The sequence below is a fragment of the Arthrobacter sp. EM1 genome (assembly GCF_029964055.1).
Taxonomy (GTDB): Bacteria; Actinomycetota; Actinomycetes; order Actinomycetales; family Micrococcaceae; genus Arthrobacter.
This window is the reverse complement of record NZ_CP124836.1, coordinates 3,588,820-3,609,366: the sequence shown is the minus strand read 5'-3', so window position 1 is coordinate 3,609,366 and position 20,547 is coordinate 3,588,820. Positions and strand designations below refer to the sequence as shown.

At 66.9% G+C, this 20,547-nt stretch carries 21 protein-coding genes; 13 read left to right on the top strand and 8 right to left on the bottom strand.

The window, feature by feature from the left end; genetic code table 11:
- Nucleotides 1–38 precede the first annotated feature (38 nt).
- Nucleotides 39–851: an SDR family NAD(P)-dependent oxidoreductase gene (locus QI450_RS16725; RefSeq protein WP_226774704.1), complete on the bottom strand. Its 813-nt coding sequence runs from the start codon at nt 849–851 to the stop codon at nt 39–41.
- 297 nt (nt 852–1,148) lie between these two features.
- On the opposite strand from QI450_RS16725, the gene QI450_RS16720 reads away from it, so the two are divergent.
- Entirely contained in the window at nt 1,149–1,826 is a 678-nt protein-coding gene (locus QI450_RS16720; protein WP_282468051.1) for a hypothetical protein, read from the top strand.
- Nucleotides 1,827–1,984: 158 nt separating this feature from the next.
- Here the strand turns inward: QI450_RS16720 and QI450_RS16715 are convergent, their stop codons facing one another.
- Nucleotides 1,985–3,049 carry an NAD-dependent epimerase/dehydratase family protein gene (locus tag QI450_RS16715; RefSeq protein WP_226774302.1) on the bottom strand — a complete coding sequence of 355 codons (1,065 nt, stop codon included), beginning with the start codon at nt 3,047–3,049 and terminating at the stop codon, nt 1,985–1,987.
- Nucleotides 3,046–3,927: an MTAP family purine nucleoside phosphorylase gene (locus tag QI450_RS16710; RefSeq protein WP_226774303.1), complete on the bottom strand. Its 882-nt coding sequence runs from the start codon at nt 3,925–3,927 to the stop codon at nt 3,046–3,048. Before QI450_RS16710 ends, QI450_RS16715 begins: the two co-directional genes overlap by 4 nt.
- Nucleotides 3,928–4,105: 178 nt before the next feature.
- Between QI450_RS16710 and QI450_RS16705 the strand changes: the two genes are divergently transcribed.
- Nucleotides 4,106–5,248 carry a molybdopterin-dependent oxidoreductase gene (locus tag QI450_RS16705; protein ID WP_226774304.1) on the top strand — a complete coding sequence of 381 codons (1,143 nt, stop codon included), beginning with the start codon at nt 4,106–4,108 and terminating at the stop codon, nt 5,246–5,248.
- The gene (locus tag QI450_RS16700) at nt 5,245–5,685 is read left to right on the top strand and encodes a hypothetical protein (protein WP_226774305.1); all 441 of its coding nucleotides are present in this window, start codon (nt 5,245–5,247) and stop codon (nt 5,683–5,685) included. Before QI450_RS16705 ends, QI450_RS16700 begins: the two co-directional genes overlap by 4 nt.
- Here the strand turns inward: QI450_RS16700 and QI450_RS16695 are convergent.
- From QI450_RS16695 to QI450_RS16680, 4 genes are all read right to left on the bottom strand, one after another.
- Nucleotides 5,640–6,347 (bottom strand): class I SAM-dependent methyltransferase, encoded by a 708-nt coding sequence (locus QI450_RS16695; protein ID WP_226774306.1) that lies wholly within the window; start codon nt 6,345–6,347, stop codon nt 5,640–5,642. The two genes, QI450_RS16700 and QI450_RS16695, sit on opposite strands and share 46 nt — an antisense overlap.
- Nucleotides 6,344–7,024 (bottom strand): DUF2064 domain-containing protein, encoded by a 681-nt coding sequence (locus QI450_RS16690; protein ID WP_226774307.1) that lies wholly within the window; start codon nt 7,022–7,024, stop codon nt 6,344–6,346. The genes QI450_RS16695 and QI450_RS16690 overlap by 4 nt, the downstream gene beginning before the upstream one ends.
- 17 nt (nt 7,025–7,041) lie before the next feature.
- On the bottom strand, nt 7,042–7,767 hold the full coding sequence (locus QI450_RS16685; RefSeq protein WP_226774308.1) for a glycosyltransferase family 2 protein: 726 nt from the start codon (nt 7,765–7,767) through the stop codon (nt 7,042–7,044).
- Between the two features lie 153 nt (nt 7,768–7,920).
- Nucleotides 7,921–8,598, bottom strand: coding sequence for a hypothetical protein (locus tag QI450_RS16680; protein WP_282468051.1), 678 nt, complete (start codon nt 8,596–8,598; stop codon nt 7,921–7,923).
- A gap of 282 nt (nt 8,599–8,880) precedes the next feature.
- Here QI450_RS16680 and QI450_RS16675 point away from each other — a divergent pair, with 282 nt between their 5' ends.
- The 10 genes from QI450_RS16675 to QI450_RS16630 all read left to right on the top strand — a co-directional run bounded on the left by QI450_RS16675 (nt 8,881) and on the right by QI450_RS16630 (nt 19,708).
- Nucleotides 8,881–9,690: a DeoR/GlpR family DNA-binding transcription regulator gene (locus QI450_RS16675; RefSeq protein ID WP_226775515.1), complete on the top strand. Its 810-nt coding sequence runs from the start codon at nt 8,881–8,883 to the stop codon at nt 9,688–9,690.
- Complete coding sequence (nagA, locus tag QI450_RS16670) at nt 9,687–10,883, top strand: N-acetylglucosamine-6-phosphate deacetylase (protein ID WP_226775516.1); 1,197 nt, start codon at nt 9,687–9,689, stop codon at nt 10,881–10,883. The genes QI450_RS16675 and nagA overlap by 4 nt, the downstream gene beginning before the upstream one ends.
- A 194-nt stretch (nt 10,884–11,077) precedes the next feature.
- Complete coding sequence (locus QI450_RS16665) at nt 11,078–12,373, top strand: sugar ABC transporter substrate-binding protein (RefSeq protein WP_226775517.1); 1,296 nt, start codon at nt 11,078–11,080, stop codon at nt 12,371–12,373.
- A 92-nt stretch (nt 12,374–12,465) separates the two neighbouring features.
- Nucleotides 12,466–13,350 carry a sugar ABC transporter permease gene (locus QI450_RS16660; protein ID WP_226775668.1) on the top strand — a complete coding sequence of 295 codons (885 nt, stop codon included), beginning with the start codon at nt 12,466–12,468 and terminating at the stop codon, nt 13,348–13,350.
- Entirely contained in the window at nt 13,347–14,177 is an 831-nt protein-coding gene (locus tag QI450_RS16655) for a carbohydrate ABC transporter permease (protein WP_226775518.1), read from the top strand. Before QI450_RS16660 ends, QI450_RS16655 begins: the two co-directional genes overlap by 4 nt.
- Nucleotides 14,174–15,688, top strand: coding sequence for a glycoside hydrolase family 3 N-terminal domain-containing protein (locus QI450_RS16650; RefSeq protein WP_226775519.1), 1,515 nt, complete (start codon nt 14,174–14,176; stop codon nt 15,686–15,688). Before QI450_RS16655 ends, QI450_RS16650 begins: the two co-directional genes overlap by 4 nt.
- Complete coding sequence (locus QI450_RS16645) at nt 15,685–16,947, top strand: anhydro-N-acetylmuramic acid kinase (protein ID WP_226775520.1); 1,263 nt, start codon at nt 15,685–15,687, stop codon at nt 16,945–16,947. Before QI450_RS16650 ends, QI450_RS16645 begins: the two co-directional genes overlap by 4 nt.
- Nucleotides 16,944–17,867, top strand: coding sequence for a BadF/BadG/BcrA/BcrD ATPase family protein (locus QI450_RS16640; RefSeq protein WP_226775521.1), 924 nt, complete (start codon nt 16,944–16,946; stop codon nt 17,865–17,867). The genes QI450_RS16645 and QI450_RS16640 overlap by 4 nt, the downstream gene beginning before the upstream one ends.
- A complete protein-coding gene (murQ, locus tag QI450_RS16635) occupies nt 17,860–18,834 on the top strand; it encodes an N-acetylmuramic acid 6-phosphate etherase (protein WP_226775522.1) in 975 nt (324 codons plus the stop codon). The genes QI450_RS16640 and murQ overlap by 8 nt, the downstream gene beginning before the upstream one ends.
- Nucleotides 18,824–19,708, top strand: a complete 885-nt coding sequence (locus QI450_RS16630; protein WP_226775523.1) for a MurR/RpiR family transcriptional regulator — start codon at nt 18,824–18,826, stop codon at nt 19,706–19,708. The genes murQ and QI450_RS16630 overlap by 11 nt, the downstream gene beginning before the upstream one ends.
- Here QI450_RS16630 and QI450_RS16625 read toward each other — a convergent pair.
- The gene (locus QI450_RS16625) at nt 19,705–20,490 is read right to left on the bottom strand and encodes a glucosamine-6-phosphate deaminase (protein ID WP_226775669.1); all 786 of its coding nucleotides are present in this window, start codon (nt 20,488–20,490) and stop codon (nt 19,705–19,707) included. The genes QI450_RS16630 and QI450_RS16625 overlap by 4 nt on opposite strands.
- Between the last annotated feature and the right edge of the window lie 57 nt (nt 20,491–20,547).

Here is a 20,547-nt window from a genome sequence, read left to right as displayed (position 1 = left end):
ACCCACGTCGGCACCTTTGGTGTCCGCGGGTTGGCCGCTTAGATGCTGCGATGGTCCCGGACTGAAGCTTCCAAGGCATCAAGTCCGGGCGCCAACGCCGCATCGACTGCCATCGGGTCCTCGACATTGAGCCGCTGCATGCTGCGGCGGCTTTCGGGCGCCGTGTTGATTTCGTGGTCACCGGCAAGAAGCCCGGCCATGAGGTCCGTGATGACTGCCTCGACTGTCCGGCGCTCCCAGCCCTGATCAGCACCGGCGTTCTGGGTGGACATCATCGCGGTGTCCGTCGCCCCCGGATACACCGTGGCCACGTGCACGCCGGTGCCGTGCAGTTCACGCCGCAACGATTCCCCGAAGCGTGCCAGCCCGGCCTTTGTGGCAGCGTAAACAGCGTAGAACGGCATACCCACCAGCGCGATGCCACTGGAAATATTGAGCACAATACTGTCCCTCGCTGTGCCGCTGGCCCGCAGTTGCGGCAGGAGGGCCCGGGTCAGCAGCAGCGGCGCGGTGAGATTCAGGTCGATCATCGAGCGCACATCCACCTCGCTGGAGAGCTCCAGGCGGCCCGCCCGGACGTTACCGGCGTTGTTGATCAGCAAGTCCACGGCATCCCACGCCACGACTGCCTCGACCACCCGGTCCACGGCGCCCGGCATGCTCAGGTCCTGCACAAGGATTTCGGCACTGCCGCCGGCGGCTTGAACCAGAGCAGCGGTTTCCTTCAGCGTTTCTTCCCTACGGCCCACGAGCAACAAGTGCGCACCGCGGGCGGCGAACTCGAGGGCCAGGGCCTGGCCGATGCCCTGACCTGCGCCGGTGATGATGCCTCGGCGGTTGCTGAGATCCATCTGGGGATCCTTCCGGTTTGAGGATGCCGGACCACGATGACGTCCGGCGGGGTGTTCAGTGAGTGTCAACCCACACCGTCCGCGGGCTATTCCGAAGTGGATGGGCCGCGACGGACCACCAGCGGAGGTAACGGGTTGGTTACGGGTTTGGGGTGACCCATCCGGGGTGGGGGGTGTTCCCGAAGTACTCCTGACAGACCAAGCCGGACCCGCTGGATTCATTGTCAGGACCGCACCGCTTACGGTGTGGCCGCGGGAACGGATACATCCACTGAACTACTTTCAAGGAGCATTCCCATGCGCACATCGATCAAGACTTTCGCCGGTATCGCCGCGGCCGGTTCGCTGATGTTCTCCCTGGCTGCCTGCAGCCCGGCCAGTAACACCTCCGCCGCTCCGGCGTCCTCCTCGGCCTCGATGTCCGCCGAGGCGCCCAAGGCGCTGGCCTCCATCCCGGCCCTGACCGGGACCTCCACCGCCGTGAAGCTCGATGCCTCCTTCGCCAAGGCCCTTGAGACCCTGAAGCTGACCCCGGGCACCGTCGGGACCGCGGCACTGACCGATGGTTCGCTGATCTTCCCGATCACCGGCGGCAAGGTCGATTACTACGACCCGGCCAAGGACTACCGCCCGTTCGTCCAGGGCCTGATCAGCCACGCCGGTTCCGGGTTCTCCCTGACCGCCGGAGACACCAAGGTTGACCTGACCAACTTCACCATCGACCCGGGCACCTCCAAGCTCTACGGCGACGTCGCGGTCAACGGCACCACCGCCGCGAAGCAGGCCTACATCTTCAACCTCGACGGCTCCACCCTCAAGCCCCTCGCCAAGGCCGGCGACACCGCCGTCCTGGAAGGCACCCGGGTGCTGATCTCCGACACCGCCGCCGGCCTGCTGAACAAAACCTTCAAGACCGACGCCGTGAAAGCCGACATGCTCGTCGGCATCGCCAAAATCACCGTCAACACCAAGTAACACCCACCCCTAAATCCTGCCGGTCGAATTGGCGGGCAAGCGAAACAGTGAAGCCACGGCTCTTGGGGGCCGTGGCTTCGCTGTTGCCTGAGCAAGTTTGTGTGTGTTCCCGCGGGCTGGCCAGCGGGATCGACATCCCGGAGCCGTTCGCGCCCCTTTCAGGCGGCCGGGCCGCCGCGAAGGGGTGCGTTGGCAAATTCGAGCATGCCTTCGTCAAAGCCCACGGCCGGGGACCAGCCAAGCTCCGTCTTGAGCAGCTCAGAGGACGCCGTGACGTGGCGGACGTCGCCCAGCCGGTACTCGCCGGTGACCACAGGCACGGGGCCGGAGCTGAACCGGGACAGGGCGGTTGCAACGTCGCCGATCGTGTGGGCTTCATCGGCTCCGACGTTGTAGACCCGGAATCCAGCGCCACCGCCGGCGCCCAGGGACTCGATGGCGGCGATATTCGCGGCGGCCACATCCCGGACGTGAATGAAGCTGCGCCGTTGCGCACCGTCTTCGAAGACCCGGGGCGCTTCACCCCGGGCCAAGGCCGAACGGAACAGTGACGCGACGCCGGCGTAGGGCGTATCCCGCGGCATCCGCGGTCCGTAGACATTGTGGTAGCGCAGCGCCACCGCTTCGCCGCCTGTGCTTCGCGCCCACGCAGCGGCAAGATGCTCCTGGCTCACTTTGGACGCGGCATAGACGTTGCGCGGGTCAAGGGGCGCGTCCTCCGTGACCATCGCCGGGTCCAGCAGGGCGCCGGTCGCCGGGTTGCGGGGATCGTAGACGCCGGCGCGCAGGTCCGCTTCGGCGCGGGGCCCGGGCCGCACCGGGGCACCGGTCACGGAGTCGGTGTAGGCACCCTCGCCGTAGACCACCATGGAGGAGGCCAGGACCAGCCGCTGGATACCGCGGCGTTCCATCGCGGCCAGCAGGATCGCCGTCGCGTAGTCGTTGTTGCGGATATAGTCGGGCGCGTCAGCGAAGCTGACCCCGAGGCCCACTTTCGCACTTTGGTGGCAGACCGTGTCGATGCCGTCCAGCGCACCGTGAACGGCGTCGGGGTCTGTGACGTCTCCGGTCAGCAACTCCACCCGGGGATCAAACGCCGGCGGTCCGTGATGGAGGCCCGGGTCCAGTGAATCCAGGACCCTCACGGACCAGCCGTTGGCGAGGGCGGCGTCGACGATATGGGAACCGATGAATCCGGCGCCGCCGGTGACAAGGAGCCTCATGAGGCGGACACCGCCCGGCGCACAACCGGTAACGCCAGCACACGGTCCACCGCCGTCGGATCCATCAGTGGACGGGGTGCGTAGTCATCATCGACGGCGGCAATCGTCGCCTCCAGCACAGCCAGGACAGTACCCTGGGCGTTCTTCAGCCGAGCAAACACGGCGTCGGCGGTGACCGGGTCCGAACCGTCGTGGCCGGTATCCGAGTCCGTAATGAATGCCAGATTCGCGAAGCCCATGTTCAGTTCGGCGGCGAGGACGGGTTCGGGGTACTGGGTCATGCTGATGATGTCAGCGCCCCCGCTGACGTACCAGGCGGATTCGGCTTTCGTGGAAAAGCGCGGCCCGTTGACAACCACCACGGTCCCCCGCAAAACATGGGAGACATCCTGGGCCAGCAACGCGGTAGCGAGGTGTGCACGCAGTGCCGGGCAGAAGGGCTCCGAGGCCGGCAGGTGCTGCACGCCGGCCGGCTCGACGCCGTCGGCAACTGTGCCGTCGTAATAGCTATCGGCGCGCCCCCAGGTCCGGTCGATCAGTTGGTCCGTGACCACAAACGTCTCCGGCCCGTAGCCTTCGTGCAGGCCGCCCACCGCCGAGGACGATATAACAGCCTTGACGCCAAGGCTTTTTAAAGCCCAGAGGTTGGCCCGGTAGTTGATCTTCTGGGGCGGGAGAGAGTGGCCGCCGCCGTGGCGGGGCAGGAATGCCACGGTCCGGCCGGCCACCTCGGCCAGCGTGATGGGGCCCGACGGCGGTCCGAACGGAGTCTCGACGTCGACGGTGTCCTTGACGACTGCGCCAGGGAGCCCGTACGTGCCGGATCCTCCGATGATTCCGATGCGCGCCTGCGCCGTGCCGGCAAATGATTGTTCCATAGGAACCATCCTGTCATCCGGGGGGAGGTGCCGCGGCGGGCCCGCCGCGTTCAGCGGAGTTTCCCGGCACTGTCGATGCCGTCCCACGCAGCTTTCTTCGCGGGCCGCGGCTCAATGTTTTCTGGACTCGCAGGGGCCGGCGGCACCGTGGGCGCAGGAATGATGGTGTGATCTAGCTATGGAAAAGCTCACCAACGCCTTGGCCGCCAGATTTGCCTCGCCGACGCGCAGCACCCGGCTGACTGTGGTGTTGGGACGCTGGCTGGGGCTGAGCTTCACCATCTGTTTCCTGACGGGCCTGTTCAGCCACGGGCTCCAGGAACCACCGTCGTGGATGTTTTTCCTTACCCGCCCTGCCTGGATTTACCAGCTGACCCAGGGAGTACACGTAACGGCCGGCATTGCCGCCATCCCGCTCCTTCTGGCGAAGTTATGGTCGGTGTATCCCGAACTGCTGACCTGGCCACCGGTTAAGTCCGTGGTGCACGGCCTGGAACGGGGTTCCATCGCCCTGTTCATCGCCTCTTCCCTGGTGCAGCTGACGACTGGCCTGATCAATACCTACAAGTGGTATCCCTGGCCATTCCCGTTCCGCGAAACCCACTTCTGGCTGGCCTGGGTCATCTGGGGGTCCCTGCTGCTCCACATCGCCGTCAAACTTCCGGCGATCATGGAGAACTGGCGCGCCCGTTCCGGCAGTGGTCCGGCGGACGAGACGGCGCCGGGCCGCTGGTCCCGGCGCGCGTTCCTGACCGGGGTCGCGGCCAGCACGGGGGCCCTGGTGGCCACAACCGCCGGTCAGTCCTTTTCCTGGCTGGACCCACTGAACCTCTTCGCACCCCGGAACATGGGCACGGGGCCCCAGTCCGTTCCAGTGAACCGCACGGCCGCCGACGCGAAAGTTGCGGACCTGGCGGGTTCCACGGACTGGAAGCTGAAAGTTACACATCGGGGAACCAGCCGTTCGTACACCCTGGCCCAGCTCAAAGCACTGCCGCAGTCCGAGCAAGAGCTTCCCATCGCCTGTGTTGAAGGCTGGAGCCAGACGGCCCGCTGGCGGGGCGTCCGGATCCGGGACCTGGTCAGTGGCGTCGGCGCCCCGTCATCCTCCACCCTGCGCGTCACCAGCCTGGAACCGGAAGGCGCCTACCGGACGATGCTGATGCCCGCAGCGTATGTGCAGGATGAGCAGACCCTGGTGGCCCTGGAACTTAACGGCCAGACGCTCGATCTGGACCACGGGTACCCGGCCCGCGTCATCGCCCCCGGACGCCCGGGTGTGCTGCAAACAAAGTGGCTGCAGACTGTGGAGGTCCTGTGAAAACCGCGAAGATCTACCGGATCGTCCTGGGCACGGCAGGGGTGGCGGTGATCGGCTACGGGCTCTTGGGGCTGCCGACCCAGCTCGGGCCGGCCCAGCTGCTTGGGCTGCTGCTCTGGCTTGCGGTGGCCGTCCTGCTCCACGACGGCGTCATCGTCCCGCTCGCCACCCTGGCCGGAGCGGGCCTGACCCGGATGGGCTCACGACTGCGTCCGGCGTCGACGGCAATCATTCGCGGCGCGCTCCTGACGGGCGCCGTGGTCACCCTGATCGCGGGTGTGCTGCTCAAGGCGCAGTCCGTGGCACGTAACACCAGCGCGCTGGAAGCCGACTATGCCGCCAACCTGCTCTGGTTCTGGGCGACCTTGGCAGTCGTCGCCGCAGCCCTGGTCTACGTCCTGGAGCGCGTCGGCTCCGGAGCCGGGGAGAGCCGGTAAAAGACGCGGCCCTGGAGCCGTTGGATGTGCGTGACGGTCCAGCCGCCGGTGTCGGCCCGGGCCGCCAGACCAGGACCGCCGGTCCGTGCCCAGCGGAACGGCTCGCTGCGGTTCCCATGTTCGTCTTCGAGGACGGCGGGGTAGGCGGTGTCGAGGTATTCGTCCGCTTCGACCTCCACCAGGAGGGTGCCGCACGCGGTGATCAGCTGGCGGCAGCGGCGCAGCAAAGCGGTGATGCTGCCCCCGATGCCGATGTTGCCGTCGAGCAAAATTATGGACTGCCAATCACCGGTGTGGGGGACCGACGCGAAAACGGACTGCTCCAGCGCCTGCTCGCCGCGGTTGACTGCGCGGCGGACGGCTTCGGCGCTGGTGTCCAGGCCCAGAGCCTGCAGCCCGAGTGACCGGGCGGCGGACAGCAGCCGGCCGGGCCCGCAGCCGACGTCCAGGACCGGGCCGCGTAGGCTCGCCAGCAGCGACCGCTCGAGCCCGTTCGCGTCCTCACACCAGCCGCTGACGTCAAATTCCACGGCCTCGGTGTGATAGTGCCGGCCCTCGGGGCGCAGCGTCAGCTTACCTGCACCGAGTTGCAGGGCCCGGGCGTACGGCTCTGCGTCGCCCTGGCCGAACACGGCAGCGGGGGCAGCCGCGGCGACGGTCACCGCAGCGCTCCTTCCAGGGGGCGTGACTTCGGCGCCGGGTCTGCGGCAGTCCTGGCGGCGTTGTCTACGGCGTGTGCGAAGTCAGTGTCGGGGATCTCCGCCGCGATCTGCAATGCGTCGCTGAAGTAGTCCATGTCCCGGAGTTCGGGGAGGGACCCGACGGTGAGCCCGGCGGCGGTCAGCCGGGCATGCTGCGCAGTTCCGGTGGTGTCGGTGGACATCGGCACGCCGCGGATCAGGGCGCCGTCGGGCCGGCGCAGGGCCAGGGCCCAGAAGCCGCCGTCGGCGGCCGGGCCGAGCCAAGCGTCGCGGCTCGCCTGCACGGTGGACCAGTCGCGCAGGAGCGCTCCAAGGTGGTCCGCCGCGACCTGTGGGGTGTCCATCCCGACGATGAGCAGCGGCCCGGTGGTGGCGTCGCAGATCGCGGCGAGCCGTTCGTCCAGCCCGCCGGTTACTTGCGGGACGACGGTGTAGCCTGCTGCGTCCGCGGGCGAAGGAGTACCGTCCATAACCAGGATCCGGTGCCGGACCGGGAGAAGCCGGACGGTCGCCAGGGTGCGGCTCAGGCTCGCCTGGGCCAGTGCCGCCGCATTTTCTGGGCTCAAGGGCGGGCTCAGCCGGGTTTTGACCCGGCCCGGCACGCACTCTTTGGCGATGACCGCCACGGTAAGATCCACGCTCTTTTCCATAACCATCATTCGTTGCCGGCCGCGCCGCGGACCGGTCCGGACGGCAACGCAGCGGAGGCCTCGGTGACGGCCTTGGCGGCCCGGAGCTGCGCGGACATGTCCTTTACCGCCGTCAGGGTGCCCCGGAGAGTCCCGGTGACCTTCGACTTGCCGGTGCGGGGGGCATAGGGAACGGGCAGCTCCACGATCCGCCAACGGCGCAGGTTTGCCTTGAGGAACATCTCCAAGGGATAGCCGCTGCGCCGGTCCGCCAAGCCGAGGGAAAGCAAACCCTCACGGCGGGCGACCCGCATTGGGCCCAGGTCCGTGATCCGTTCCCCGGTTAGGCGCCGGAGCCGCCACGCCAGTACGAGGTTGGCGATGCGGGCGTGCAGCGGCCAGGAACCGCGCTGGGGCCGGCGGCTACCCAGCACCAGATCCGCAGTACCGCCCAGGACAGGCCCGGCCAGCTCCGGCAGCCCGGCCGGATCCAGCGAGCCGTCGCAATCGCAGAACGCCACAAACTCCGACGTCGCGGCGAGGAGGCCGGCATGCGCGGCGGCGCCGAAACCCTTCCGTGCTTCATGGACCACTGTCGCACCCAGGCTGGCTGCGAGTTCGGCGGAGCCGTCGGTGGAGCCGTTGTCCACAACGATGGCACGGTATCCTTCGGGCAGCCGGGAGAGCACCCACGGCAGGGCACCGCGCTCGTTCAGACACGGGAGAACAACATCCACCAGGGCTGCGGTCATTTCAAACATCCTTATCAGGAGACGGATCAGGCAGCGCTGCTTCGCCCTGTAATCATTACGGTATACGCACAGTGCCACGGACCTCCAACAGGAGGTACCGTGGCACGCCCCGCCGGTGCAGACCCTGCACCGGGCGGCTTTTGCGGGTGGGTGTTACTTGGTGTTGACGGTGATTTTGGCGATGCCGACGAGCATGTCGGCTTTCACGGCGTCGGTCTTGAAGGTTTTGTTCAGCAGGCCGGCGGCGGTGTCGGAGATCAGCACCCGGGTGCCTTCCAGGACGGCGGTGTCGCCGGCCTTGGCGAGGGGCTTGAGGGTGGAGCCGTCGAGGTTGAAGATGTAGGCCTGCTTCGCGGCGGTGGTGCCGTTGACCGCGACGTCGCCGTAGAGCTTGGAGGTGCCCGGGTCGATGGTGAAGTTGGTCAGGTCAACCTTGGTGTCTCCGGCGGTCAGGGAGAACCCGGAACCGGCGTGGCTGATCAGGCCCTGGACGAACGGGCGGTAGTCCTTGGCCGGGTCGTAGTAATCGACCTTGCCGCCGGTGATCGGGAAGATCAGCGAACCATCGGTCAGTGCCGCGGTCCCGACGGTGCCCGGGGTCAGCTTCAGGGTCTCAAGGGCCTTGGCGAAGGAGGCATCGAGCTTCACGGCGGTGGAGGTCCCGGTCAGGGCCGGGATGGAGGCCAGCGCCTTGGGCGCCTCGGCGGACATCGAGGCCGAGGAGGACGCCGGAGCGGCGGAGGTGTTACTGGCCGGGCTGCAGGCAGCCAGGGAGAACATCAGCGAACCGGCCGCGGCGATACCGGCGAAAGTCTTGATCGATGTGCGCATGGGAATGCTCCTTGAAAGTAGTTCAGTGGATGTATCCGTTCCCGCGGCCACACCGTAAGCGGTGCGGTCCTGACAATGAATCCAGCGGGTCCGGCTTGGTCTGTCAGGAGTACTTCGGGAACACCCCCCACCCCGGATGGGTCACCCCAAACCCGTAACCAACCCGTTACATCCCGGCCAGGGAAAAGCACAGCTATTGTCGGCACAGCAACGAGCTAAAGTGATTGAGTGGCGGTCTTTTCAATCAGAATCGATCGCTGCAGCTAAGAAATCGCTGCACCTATGAACAGGAACTACATGACACTCGACCGGACCGAGCGCCTCGCCGCCGTACTCGACCTGCTCGCCGAGTCCGGCCAAATTGAGGTGGATGACATCATCAGAAGCCTCGGCGTCTCAGCGGCGACAGCCCGGCGGGACCTCGACACCCTTGCAGCCCAGCAACTGCTCACCCGCACGCGCGGCGGGGCGATTGGGCAGTCAGTGGCGTACGACCTGCCGCTGCGCTACAAGCGCGAGCAAAACGCGCCGCAAAAGCTCCTGATCGCGCGCGCAGCAAGCGCGCTCGTGGCGCGCGGCGCCGTCGTCGGGCTCTGCGGCGGTACCACGAGCACAGCGATTGCCGGCGTGCTGGGCGCCAGGGCGGACATTATGGAGGCGTCCCCGCACGCCACCCTGACAGTTGTGACCAACGCACTCAACATCGCCGCCCAGCTGGCGATGCGCCCACAGATCAAGACGGTGGTCACCGGCGGGGTGGTGCATTCGCGCTCGTACGAACTTGTTGGCCCTTACAGCGACGCGGTGCTGCAGCAGGTGCGGATGGATATCGCGTTCATCGGCGTAAACGGCATAGATCCGCAGGCTGGCCCCACCGTAAACGATGAACGCGAGGCAGCCGTTAATTCCCTGATGGCAGCGCGCGCCAGCAGGGCCATGATCGTGGCCGACTCCAGCAAGATCGGCCGCATAGCCTTCGCCGGGTTGGGCGAACTGCACCGATTCGACGGGCTCATTACCGACGACGGAATCACCCCAAAGCAGCAGGCCGATTTCGCCGACCAGGGCCTCGAGGTGATTGTCGCATCATGAGCCGCCCTCCCACCTGCATCATCCATTCCGCCCGCCTGGTCACCGGCGGGTCGAGCACCGCCGACGCCTGGGTCGCTTTCACGGGCGATACCGTGTCCGCCGTCGGATCCGGCACCGGCTGGCAGGCTTTCGGCGCCAGGGCCGGGGAGATAACGGATGCCGCCGGCCGCCCGCTCGTCCCCGGCTTCATCGACATCCACTGTCACGGCGGCGGCGGATTCGCTTTCGACGTTGAAACCAACGGGCACGCCGGACCCGATGCCATCGGCAAAGCCCTGGCCGTGCACCATCGCCACGGCACCACCCGCGCCGTACTCTCACTCGTCACCGCCCGCCAGAGCGACCTCGAGTCCCGGCTCGCCGCCGTCGCCGACGCGGCCGAAACGAACCCACTGGTGCTCGGCGCGCACCTTGAGGGACCGTTCCTCGACAACGACTTTCGCGGGGCGCACAACCCGGCGCTGCTGCGCTCCCCAGACGCCGAGTCGATCACACGGCTCCTGGCCGCGGCGAGGGGCCACCTTCGGCAGTTGACGCTCGCACCCGAACTGCCAGGGGCCGCGGCCGCCATCCGGACGCTTGTCGACGCCGGAGTCGCCGTGGCCGTCGGACACAGCTCGGCCGACTACGCCACCGCCCTGGCGGCGTTCGAGGCCGGCGCTTCGATCCTGACCCACGCCTTCAACGGAATGCAGGGCATCCACCACCGCGCCCCCGGTCCGGTTGCTGCCGCAACCCGCTCGCCCGGCGTCACGCTGGAGATAATCAACGACGGCGTGCACGTCCACCCGGAGGTGGTCCGCCTGGCCTTCGCCGGCGCGCCCGGCCGGATCGCCCTCATCACCGACGCCATGGCGGCCACCGGCTCCGAAGACGGCGAGTACATGCTCGGGTCGCTGGCCGTGACCGTGACCGGCGGAGTAGCCCGCCTCGCCGGCAACGGAACCGGTGGCGAGGGAGCAATCGCCGGCTCTACACTCACCCTGGACGCGGCCCTGCGCAGGGCGGTCACCGAGGTGGGCATCCCCCTCGAAGAGGCGGTCACTGCCCTCACCGAGACTCCTGCCCGGGCCATCGGCCGCGGCCATGACCTGGGCCGGCTCGCAGTCGGCTACGCCGCCGACGCGGTGCTGCTGGCCGATGACCTCACGGTCGACTCGGTATTCGCGGCCGGTCGACGCCTGCCGGCCTAAGGCACGGCCCTTGGGGCGATCTTGTCACGTCCGGCAACGGCACCGCCGCCGTGGCCGTGGCCGTGGCCGTGGCCGTGGCCCCCAGCACACGACAGGGTAGAAAATAATTTTCGACTGTGGTTACATGAGTGGATAATTATTTTCATCAAAGTCAGGCCAGTTAGTCCGCTACCACGTTTCAATGAGGAGACCGCATGCAGAAGCGCTATCTATCCGTCGCCATGGCCGCAGTCATGGCGCTTGCACTGTCCGCTTGCGGCGGCGGTTCCGCCGGGGGTGACGCGAGCAATGCCGAAGGCAAAACGCTTAACGTCTGGATCATGAAGGGCACCAACCCTGATTCCGAGGGGTTCTTCAAGTCCGTCGGCGAGGAGTTTACGAAGGAGACGGGCGCCAACCTCAACGTCGAGTTTGTACAGTGGGCCGATGCCCATGACCGCTTCGTCACGGCCATCGCCGGCAACACCACTCCGGATGTTGCCGAGACCGGGAATACATGGACGGCCGAGTTCGCTGACGCCGGCGCACTCGCCCCGATCGGCGACAAGGTCAAGGAAGCCGGAATCAACGACGACCTCGTAAAAGGCCTGCTCGAATCCGGCACTTACGACGGCGAACTCTACGGTATGCCCTGGTACGCCGGGGTGCGCTCGATCGTCTACCGAACTGACGTGTTCGAAGAGCTTGGACTGACCCCGCCCACCACCTGGCAGGAACTGGTCGACGTCGCAACTGTCATCAAGGCCAAGCGCCCCGACCTGATCCCCTTTCCGGTTCCCGGCGATGCCGAGATGCTCGCTTATCCATGGGTTTGGGGTGCCGGCGGCGACATCTCGGTGCAGAAGGGCGGGAGCTGGGCTTCCGGACTGGCCGGCGACAAGGCCCGCGAGGGAATCCAGTTCTACACGGGCCTGGCCACCAAACACGGCTTCTCCACTGCGGGCGCGACCACCTGGAAAGAAACCGACGTGCTCGACAACTTCGCCAGGGGCAAGGTCGCGATGGCGATCTCCGGATCCTGGACTCCGGCCAGCATCGTCGGGAAGGCTCCCGAGCTCAAGGGCAAGCTGGGCGCGATCCCCATCCCCGGCAAGGACGGCGGCATCAGCCCTTCGGTCCTCGGCGGCTCACACCTGAGCGTCTTCAACACGGCCAAGAATCAAGACCTCGCCTGGGCGTTCGTCAAGTTGTTGGGCACCGGCAAGTTTGCACAGGAGTGGGCCGACCAGAGCGGATACTTCCCGGGCCTCAAATCGATGCTGAACGAGACCATAGCGTCGGCTGACCCACTGGTGAAGTCGTTCGCCAAGCAGATGGTCGACGGCGGCGGATCCGTTCCCGTCACTCCCAAGTTCGGTGCGGTGCAGGCAAAAAAGACCACCAACACGATGATCCAGGCCATCCTGTCCGGCCAGAAGAATGTTGATGCCGCCACAACCGATGCCGCCGCGGAGATGGACAACATCATGAACGGCAACACGACTCCATGACCGTCAAGCTTCAGCAACCGCCCGTGAACGAGGGACGCAAGCTCCCATCGTCCACGGGCGGCCGTGCGCCGAAACGCCGGCGGCTCCTCACCATGGCTAAGGCCCGGCCGTGGCTGCTGCTCGCCCCCGCACTCATTCTGTTGGCCGGGTTGCTGCTCTGGCCGCTGGCGCGGGTTTTTATCTTCTCCTTGCAGGATTACGGCCTGCGCCAGATTGTCAGCGGCAAGACCAATTTCATCGGGCTGGAGAACTACGCCGAGATCTTCGGCGACTCATCCCTGTGGACTGTGGTGCTGCCGAATACGATCGGCTTCGCCATCGTGGCGGTCGCCTCGACAGTCATCTTCGGAACATTGGTCGCCTTGCTGATGGCCTCGCTCAGCCCGTCCTGGCGCACTATAGTCGGCAGCGCCGTTATGGTCGCCTGGGCGATGCCGGCCGTCACCGGCACCTACGTCTGGATCTGGATCTTCGACGCTGACCAGGGGCTTGTCAACGAGACCCTCAAAAGCCTCGGCCTGATGAGTGATTCCTTCAACTGGTTCACCAACCCGGTGACCTTTTACGGAATCGTAGCCCTGAACATCGTCCACCACGGCTTCCCGTTTGTGGCGATCACGGTGCTTGCGGGCCTGCTCGGCGTGCCGAAGGAGATGCTTGAGGCCGCCGAGATGGACGGTGCCGGCCCGGTGCGGCGCTTCTTCCAGATCACCTACCCCACCATCAAGCCGGTTTTCTCGGTGGTGGTCATCCTCTCGACCATTTGGGACTTCAAGGTCTTCGCCCAGATCTACCTGATGCCCGGCGGCTCAGGCTCCAACCGGGAAGTGCTCAACCTGGGCGTCTGGTCCTACGTGGAATCGTTCGGACAAAACCGCTACGGTTTCGGCGCAGCCATTGCCGTCCTCCTCACGGTGCTGCTCCTGGTCATCACCGCCATCTATGTGCGCACCTTGTTCAAGGAGGAAAAGGTATGAGGCAAGCCTCACTCGGCCGGAGGCTCGTCAAGGCCAGCCTGGTCGCCCTGCTCCTGGTTTTTACCCTGTTCCCCGCGTACTGGATGATCTCCAGCTCCTTTGACGCGAAGGCTTCCAGCGGCGGCCAGTCCCTGCTGCCCCGGGAGTTCACTCTCGCCAACTACGATTTTGTCCTCACCGAAGGCGGATTCGGCACCTTCCTCCGCAATTCGGCGATCGTCGCCTTTTTTACGGTGACCATCTCGGGCATCGTGGCCCTGCTGGCCGCCGTCGCGGTGGCGCGCTTCCGCTTCAAATTCCGCACCGGCATCCTGATCATGGTGCTCACCGTGCAGATGGTGCCGCTTGAGGCCCTGGTCATTCCCCTGTTTGTGCAGGTGCGCGACCTGCAGATGCTCAACTCGCTGCTGGGCCTCGTCGTTGTCTACCTGGCGTTCTCCCTGCCCTTCGCCATCTGGATGCTGCGCGGCTTCGTCGCAGCCGTCCCGGTCGAGCTGGAAGAGGCAGCCTACATCGACGGCGCCACCTGGGGGCGTATGTTCCGCTCGGTGATGCTGCCACTCGTGGCGCCCGGGCTCGTTGCGACAAGCGTCTTCTCGTTCATTGTTGCCTGGAATGAGTTCATCTTTGCGATGACCCTTCTGGGCGGGTCGGCCGAGAACTACACAGTGGCCATCGGCCTCAAACAATTCTTCGGCGTACATTCCAACGATTGGGGACCGGTCATGGCAGCCTCCACCATCATCACTATTCCGGTCATGATCTTCTTCATCCTGGTGCAGGGCAAGCTCAGCAGTGGTCTCGTGGCCGGGGCCGTGAAGGGATGACCGCGGCCACGGACCCCACGCTGCGCCGGCTGGTCAACGGCGTTCTCTGGCCAGGCTTCACCGGCCTCCGCGTCCCCGAATGGCTCGCCCGGGCACTCGACGAAGGCCTGGCCGGGGTGGTCTACTTTGGCCACAACATTAACGAGGACGATGCCGAGCAGCCCGCACGGCTCTCCGCCGAGTTGCGGGGCATTCGGCCCGAGGTACTCATCGGTATCGATGAAGAGGGCGGGAATGTGTCCCGGCTCGACTCTTCGCGGGGGACCCTCCTGCCCGGGCATGCCCAGCTCGGTGGCCTCAACGACCCTGAGGCCACCGAGGCCGTCGGCCGGATGATCGGCCGCCGGGCCGCATCTGCCGGTGCCAACATCGTGCTTGCCCCGGTGGCCGACGTAAACACAAATCCGGCAAACCCGGTGATCGGCGTGCGGGCGTTCGGCCGTGACACCGGCCTCGTGGCGCGCCATGTCGCCGCCTTCATCCAGGGCCTGCAGGACTCCGGAGTGGCCGCGTGCGTCAAGCACTTCCCCGGGCACGGGGACACGCACACCGATTCCCACCTTTCGCTCCCCCGGCTCGATCTCTCCTGGGCCGAGATCGAGCGCGACCACCTGCCGCCGTTCCATGCGGCAGTCGCCGCCGGAGTGCGGGCCGTGATGACGGCGCACATCGTGGTGCCCGAACGGGGCGAGCTTCCTGCAACCCTCAACCCGGGCATCCTCACCGCGCTGCGTGAGACCGGCTTTGCCGGCACGATCGTCACCGACGCCCTCGACATGGCGGCCATCCGGGCGTCTTTCGGCGCCGGGCCGGGCGCCGTGCTCGCCCTGGCCGCCGGAGCCGAGCTGCTGTGCATCGGCAATCCGTCCAATCTTGGACCGAACGGCGGCCGCAGCACCGACCAGGCCGACTACCTTCAGGTGCGGGGAGCCCTCTTCGACGCCCTCGACGGCGGCGTGCTTACCCCGGGCACTTTGGAGCGCGCCGGGCGGTCGGCTGCACGGCTTGGGCTGCCGGCCGACCTCGATGGGCGTCCCGGCGCCCCTGCCCCCAGCGCCGCACAACAGGCCATCGACGCTGCGCTTATGGTGCGCTCGGCCATCACAGTGCGCGGCGCCGCGTCCCTCGTCCAGCAGCGGCTGGCGCTGCTCGACGTGAGGGCACGGGCCACCCTTGCCGTTGCGTCCACCACCGATACCTTCACCACAAGCCTTTCACGGGCATATAAGCTGGACCGCTTTGCACCAGGAACGGACGAGGCTGCGGTGGCCAAAGCGGTCGCTGCGGTCCCACCCGGCAGCGGCCTGGCAGTGCTGGTGGACCGGATCGCTTCCGCGGGCGCGCAGCGGGAGGCCCTGGCCCGAATAGCCGGCCTGCGCCCCGACGCCGTCGTTATCAACGCTGGGCTGCCCTCCGCTGCCACCCTTCCGCTCGCCGTCATCGATGCCTTGGGTTCGTCAAGGATCACGGCGGACACCGTCAGCGCCATCCTGCAGGGTGGAAGACCATGAAGATCCTCTCGCTGCAGTCCGGAACGTCCGCAGACGGCATCGACGTTGCGATCGTCGACATCACTGCGGACGGCAGCCGGGGGCCCGATGCCTGCCGCACCCCGTGGCTGACCCTGCGCCCGCTGCTCACCCGCACCGTGGCCTGGACCCCGGAGTTGCGCACGCGCGTTCTGGCCTTGGCGGACGGGGGCAGCATCGACGCGGCCGAGCTATGCCGGCTGGACACCCGGATGGGCCAGGAGTTCGCCTCGGCGGCGGCGGCCGCGATCAAGCACCTTGGCACGTCCGTGGACCTGGTTGTTTCGCACGGACAAACGCTTTTCCACTGGGTGGACGGCGGTCACGCCCGCGGAACACTCCAACTGGGCGAGGCCGCCTGGATCGCTGAAGCAGCTGCCGCGCCCGTGCTCTGCAACCTCCGGGCGGCCGACATCGCCGCGGGAGGCGAGGGCGCTCCGCTAATGGGCGTCTTCGACCGGGCCTGGCTCGCCGCGGCCGCAGCGGACACCGGCGGTTCGGTGGCCACCGTCAACTTGGGAGGAATCGCGAACCTGTCTGTCGTAAGCTCCGACGGAACGGTGATGGCCTGGGATTCCGGCCCCGGAAATGTGCTCATCGACGCGGTCGTTGCACGAGCCAGCCACGGCGTGGACGGCTTTGACGCCGACGGCCGGCTCGGGGCTGCGGGGAAGGTCAACGACCGCCTACTCGCCTCGCTTCTCCAGCATCCCTACTTCCTCAGACCGGCACCCAAGTCGACCGGCCGTGAGACCTTCGGGCTGCCCTTCGTGGATTCCGCCCTCGCGTCGGTCGGCAGAGACTCGCCGATCGCGCTTGCGGACCTTGTGGCCACCCTGACCCGGCTGACCGCCCGCTCGATCGCTGCGTCCCTGCGCAGCAGCGGGGCCGCACAGCCGGCTCGCCTGATCGCGTCGGGCGGCGGCGTGCGCAACCCGTCGCTGATGTCGGCGCTTGGCGCGGAACTGGTCCGCGACGGCAGTGACCTGGTCTCCTCAAACACCTGTGGCATCGATCCCGATTTCAAGGAGTCGCTGATGTTCGCCCTGCTCGGATTCCTCAGCTGGCATGGCGTCCCGTGCGAACTACCCGCGAGTTCGCCGGGCCGCGCCCGGGTGGCAGGCCACATCGCCGCCGGGCCGAAGCCCTTGCGCATGCCGGAGCCGCTGAACGGGATCCGCGGCCTGCGCGTGCTGGCGCCACAGCACCGCACTCCGGCCGGCCCGGGGACAATCCTGTGAGCGGGCCGACCGTGCTGGCCGTCGACCTCGGCAAGACATCCTGCCGCGTCCGCCTCAGCCGCGGCACCGCGGTACTTGGCGACGCAGCCCATCAAGGCTCACCCGGCCTGGCCGAAGACCATGGCGCCGAACTGGCACGCCACGCTATCCTCGGCGCGTTGGCTGGACTTCACCCCGACGTGCAGCGGATGCTCCCGGACCTCGACGGCATCGGAATCGGCGCGGCTGGCGCCGTGGCGGCACCGGACGCGGTGCAACGGCTCATCAGGGTGCTCCGGGCCGATTTCGACGCCCCGGTCGCCGTCATCAGCGACGGCCTCTGCGCGCACGTTGGCGCGTTCGCCGGAGGACCGGGCACGGTCCTCATCGCCGGCACCGGAGCCGTCGTCTTTACCCTCGACGACGGCGGGCTGATTCGCCAGGTCGACGGGCTCGGACCGTGGCTCGGCGACGAAGGCAGCGGGCGCTGGATCGGCCAGCAGGGGCTGCAGGCAGCCCTCCGGGCCGGTGACGGCCGTGGCCCGGAGACCACCCTGCGACCGGTCGCTGCCGGACTTGCCGGCGGACTCGCCGCGTTGCCGGGCTGGGTATCGGCGGCCGGAAGTCCCGCCCGGACCGTCGGCACCTTTGCCCCCACCGTGATCACCCACGCCAGCGACGGCGACGGCGCAGCCACGGCCATCGTCGCGAAGGCGTGCGCCCTGCTTGCACTCGCCTGCAGTGCGGCCCGACCCGACGGCGGTCGCGTCTGCGTCACTGGCGGTCTTGTCTCCCATCCCTACTTCCGGGCCGCCCTCGAGGCTGCCCTGACCGATGCCGGCCTCTCGCTCATTTCGCCGCGGGGAGACGCACTGGCCGGCGCCGCACTCATCGTCCACTCCCGGGCACTACCCCATGAGAAGAGAATCATCCGTGGCTAAGCCGCAGCGACAAGACCACCCTGACCACGCCGATCTGCGCGATTCACTAGCAACGCTCGCCACGGAGCAGGTAAGCGAGAGGCATCCGGATCTGGACCTGCTCTCGGTTGCCGAGCTCGTGCGCGCGATGAACGAGGAGGACGCCGCAGTCGCCGCCGCCGTCGCCGGTGCGAGCTCAGCCATCACTGCCGCAGTTGAGGGCATCGTGGACCGGATGAGCGCAGGCGGGCGCCTGATTTACATCGGCGCGGGCACCGCCGGGCGGATGGGAATCCTGGACGCCAGCGAAGCACCGCCCACCTTCGGCACTGACCCCGGCCGGGTGCTCGGGGTCATCGCCGGCGGACCCGGCGCAATCCACGCCGCCGTTGAAAACGCCGAGGATGACGATCTCGCCGGAGCAGTTGACCTGCGCTCGGTGGGCGTTTCAGCCCAGGACGCAGTGATCGGCATTTCGGCGTCGGGCCGCACTCCGTATGTTCTCGGCGCCATCGAGTACGCGTCGTCGGTTGGGGCGTTCACGGCCGGCCTGGCATGCAATCCGGAATCTGAACTCGGGCGGGCGGCCGACGTCGCCATCGATGTTGTCGTCGGCCCGGAAATCCTTACCGGATCGACCAGGCTCAAGGCAGGCACCGCGCAGAAGATGGTGCTGAACATGTTGAGCACCATTACGATGGTGCGGCTGGGCAAGACCTACCGCAACCTAATGGTGGACATGCAGGCCACCAACGAGAAACTGCGGGCCCGCGCCGAGAGAACCGTTATGCTGGCGACACAGGCGAACGCAGTCGAGGCCGCGCGTGCGCTCAATGCCGTCGACGGCTCCGTGAAGGCGGCAATTTTGGTGCTATTGACTGATCTGGACGCAGGAACCGCCCTCCGGCTGCTCACGGCACACCGGGGTTTCCTCAACGAGGCCATTGGCGCAGCCTTAACTGACGGAGGAGCGGTGCATGGCCGCTAATGCCCTGCTGATGCTGCGGCAGGCACTGCCCGGCCTCAGCACCGCGGATTCCCGGATTGCCCGGGCCGTCATCGACAACCCCACCATCCTTGACCGCACGATCACGGAGGTTGCGACTTTGTGCAAAACTTCCCCGGGCACGGTCGCGCGGTTCTGCCAAAAAGTAGGCTTCTCAGGCTACCGGGAGTTCCGCATCGAGGTGGCGGCAGCGGCAGGCCGGGAGCAGGCACAGCGCGACCGTTTCCAGGTGGACGACGGCGAAATAAACCGGACCGACAGCGCCGAAGACGTGGTTGCCAAGATCGCCTACCAGGAGGTGCAGGCCATCGAGGAGACGGCCAAGGCGCTTGACCTCGCAACACTGGACCGGGTGGTGACCGCCATCTCGGCCTCGCCCCGCATTGACGTGTACGGCTTCGGTTCCAGCGGCCTGACCGCACAGGACCTGCAGCAGAAGCTGTATCGAATCGGGCTTTCGGCCACTTCCTTCTCCGACATGCACCTGGCCTGGGCTTCCGCGGCGCTTCAGCGCCCTGGCGGAGTCGCCGTCGCCATCTCCCATTCTGGCCTGACCAGCGAGACGAGTAATGCATTGAAAATCGCCCGCGCCGCCGGGGCGACAACAGTGGGAATCACCAATTCCGCCGACTCACCGTTGGCCGAACACTGTGACTTTGTGCTCACTACCCAGGCGAGGGAGAATCGCTACCGCGCCGGCGCCATGTCCAGCCGCATCGCCCAGTTGGCCCTGGTCGACATTCTCTTTGTGCGCATCGCCCAATCCATGTACGACGATATGACGGAGTCACTTCGGCTCACCTATGAGGCCGTTCAGAGCCACCGGATGCGGCCGGACGTCGGAACGGCGAATTAGATCCCTTGCCAGGCCGGCTTGTTAGCCCAGGCATAGCGGAAGTAGTCCAGGTTCGTAAGCCTGCCCGCCGCGGCCTCGTCGACGACGACAGTGGCGTGCGGGTGCAACTGGATCGCCGAGCCGGGCTGGCTGGACGTAACCGGACCTTCCACGGCGGCGGCGATCGCCGCAGCCTTACCGTGCCCAAAGGCGAGCAGGACCAGGTGGCGGGCACGCATGATCGTGCCGAGCCCCTGGGTGATGCAGTGTATGGGCACCTCAGCGGGCGAGTCGAAAAAGCGGGCGTTGTCGGCACGCGTCTGGGGGGTGAGCGTCTTCACCCGGGTCAGTGATGCAAACGAGGAGCCAGGTTCGTTGAAGCCCAGGTGACCGGTGCGTCCGATGCCCAGTAGCTGCAGGTCCACACCCCCGGCGTCGACGATCGCCTGCTCGTAGTCGGCGCCGGCGGTGGGAAGTCCGGCGGGGTCCCCGCTGGGCACCCGGATCCTGCCTGGTGTCAGCCCGAGGGGCGCCACGACGTCACGGGAAATAACTGCGCGGTAGCTTTCCCGGTGCCCGTCCGGCAAGCCGACGTACTCATCCAGCGAGAAACCGCGCATCCGCGATACGTCGAGCGGTCGTGCGGCGAGCGAGCGGGCGAGGGCGCGATACACGGGAAGCGGTGTGGAACCGGTCGCGAGACCCAATACCGCCTCCGGCCTGGCCGCTATCAGCTCGCGGATAGCTCCGGCGACGAGTTCGCCCGCGGCATCCTCGTTCTCAACAACAATGACTTCGGCCATCGCGCACGCACCCTTCGAAGTGATCAATTATGACTCAATAGTAATCGTTTCGATCAC

Excerpts from the sequence above, each read along its gene's own strand:
- QI450_RS16725 (WP_226774704.1), bottom strand. The coding sequence starts at position 851 with ATGGATCTCAGCAACCGCCGAGGCATCATCACCGGCGCAGGTCAGGGC.
- QI450_RS16720 (WP_282468051.1), top strand. The coding sequence starts at position 1,149 with ATGCGCACATCGATCAAGACTTTCGCCGGTATCGCCGCGGCCGGTTCG.
- QI450_RS16715 (WP_226774302.1), bottom strand. The coding sequence starts at position 3,049 with ATGAGGCTCCTTGTCACCGGCGGCGCCGGATTCATCGGTTCCCATATC.
- QI450_RS16710 (WP_226774303.1), bottom strand. The coding sequence starts at position 3,927 with ATGGAACAATCATTTGCCGGCACGGCGCAGGCGCGCATCGGAATCATC.
- QI450_RS16705 (WP_226774304.1), top strand. The coding sequence starts at position 4,106 with ATGGAAAAGCTCACCAACGCCTTGGCCGCCAGATTTGCCTCGCCGACG.
- QI450_RS16685 (WP_226774308.1), bottom strand. The coding sequence starts at position 7,767 with ATGACCGCAGCCCTGGTGGATGTTGTTCTCCCGTGTCTGAACGAGCGC.
- QI450_RS16680 (WP_282468051.1), bottom strand. The coding sequence starts at position 8,598 with ATGCGCACATCGATCAAGACTTTCGCCGGTATCGCCGCGGCCGGTTCG.
- QI450_RS16675 (WP_226775515.1), top strand. The coding sequence starts at position 8,881 with ATGAACAGGAACTACATGACACTCGACCGGACCGAGCGCCTCGCCGCC.
- nagA (WP_226775516.1), top strand. The coding sequence starts at position 9,687 with ATGAGCCGCCCTCCCACCTGCATCATCCATTCCGCCCGCCTGGTCACC.
- QI450_RS16665 (WP_226775517.1), top strand. The coding sequence starts at position 11,078 with ATGCAGAAGCGCTATCTATCCGTCGCCATGGCCGCAGTCATGGCGCTT.
- QI450_RS16660 (WP_226775668.1), top strand. The coding sequence starts at position 12,466 with ATGGCTAAGGCCCGGCCGTGGCTGCTGCTCGCCCCCGCACTCATTCTG.
- QI450_RS16655 (WP_226775518.1), top strand. The coding sequence starts at position 13,347 with ATGAGGCAAGCCTCACTCGGCCGGAGGCTCGTCAAGGCCAGCCTGGTC.
- QI450_RS16650 (WP_226775519.1), top strand. The coding sequence starts at position 14,174 with ATGACCGCGGCCACGGACCCCACGCTGCGCCGGCTGGTCAACGGCGTT.
- QI450_RS16645 (WP_226775520.1), top strand. The coding sequence starts at position 15,685 with ATGAAGATCCTCTCGCTGCAGTCCGGAACGTCCGCAGACGGCATCGAC.
- QI450_RS16630 (WP_226775523.1), top strand. The coding sequence starts at position 18,824 with ATGGCCGCTAATGCCCTGCTGATGCTGCGGCAGGCACTGCCCGGCCTC.
- QI450_RS16625 (WP_226775669.1), bottom strand. The coding sequence starts at position 20,490 with ATGGCCGAAGTCATTGTTGTTGAGAACGAGGATGCCGCGGGCGAACTC.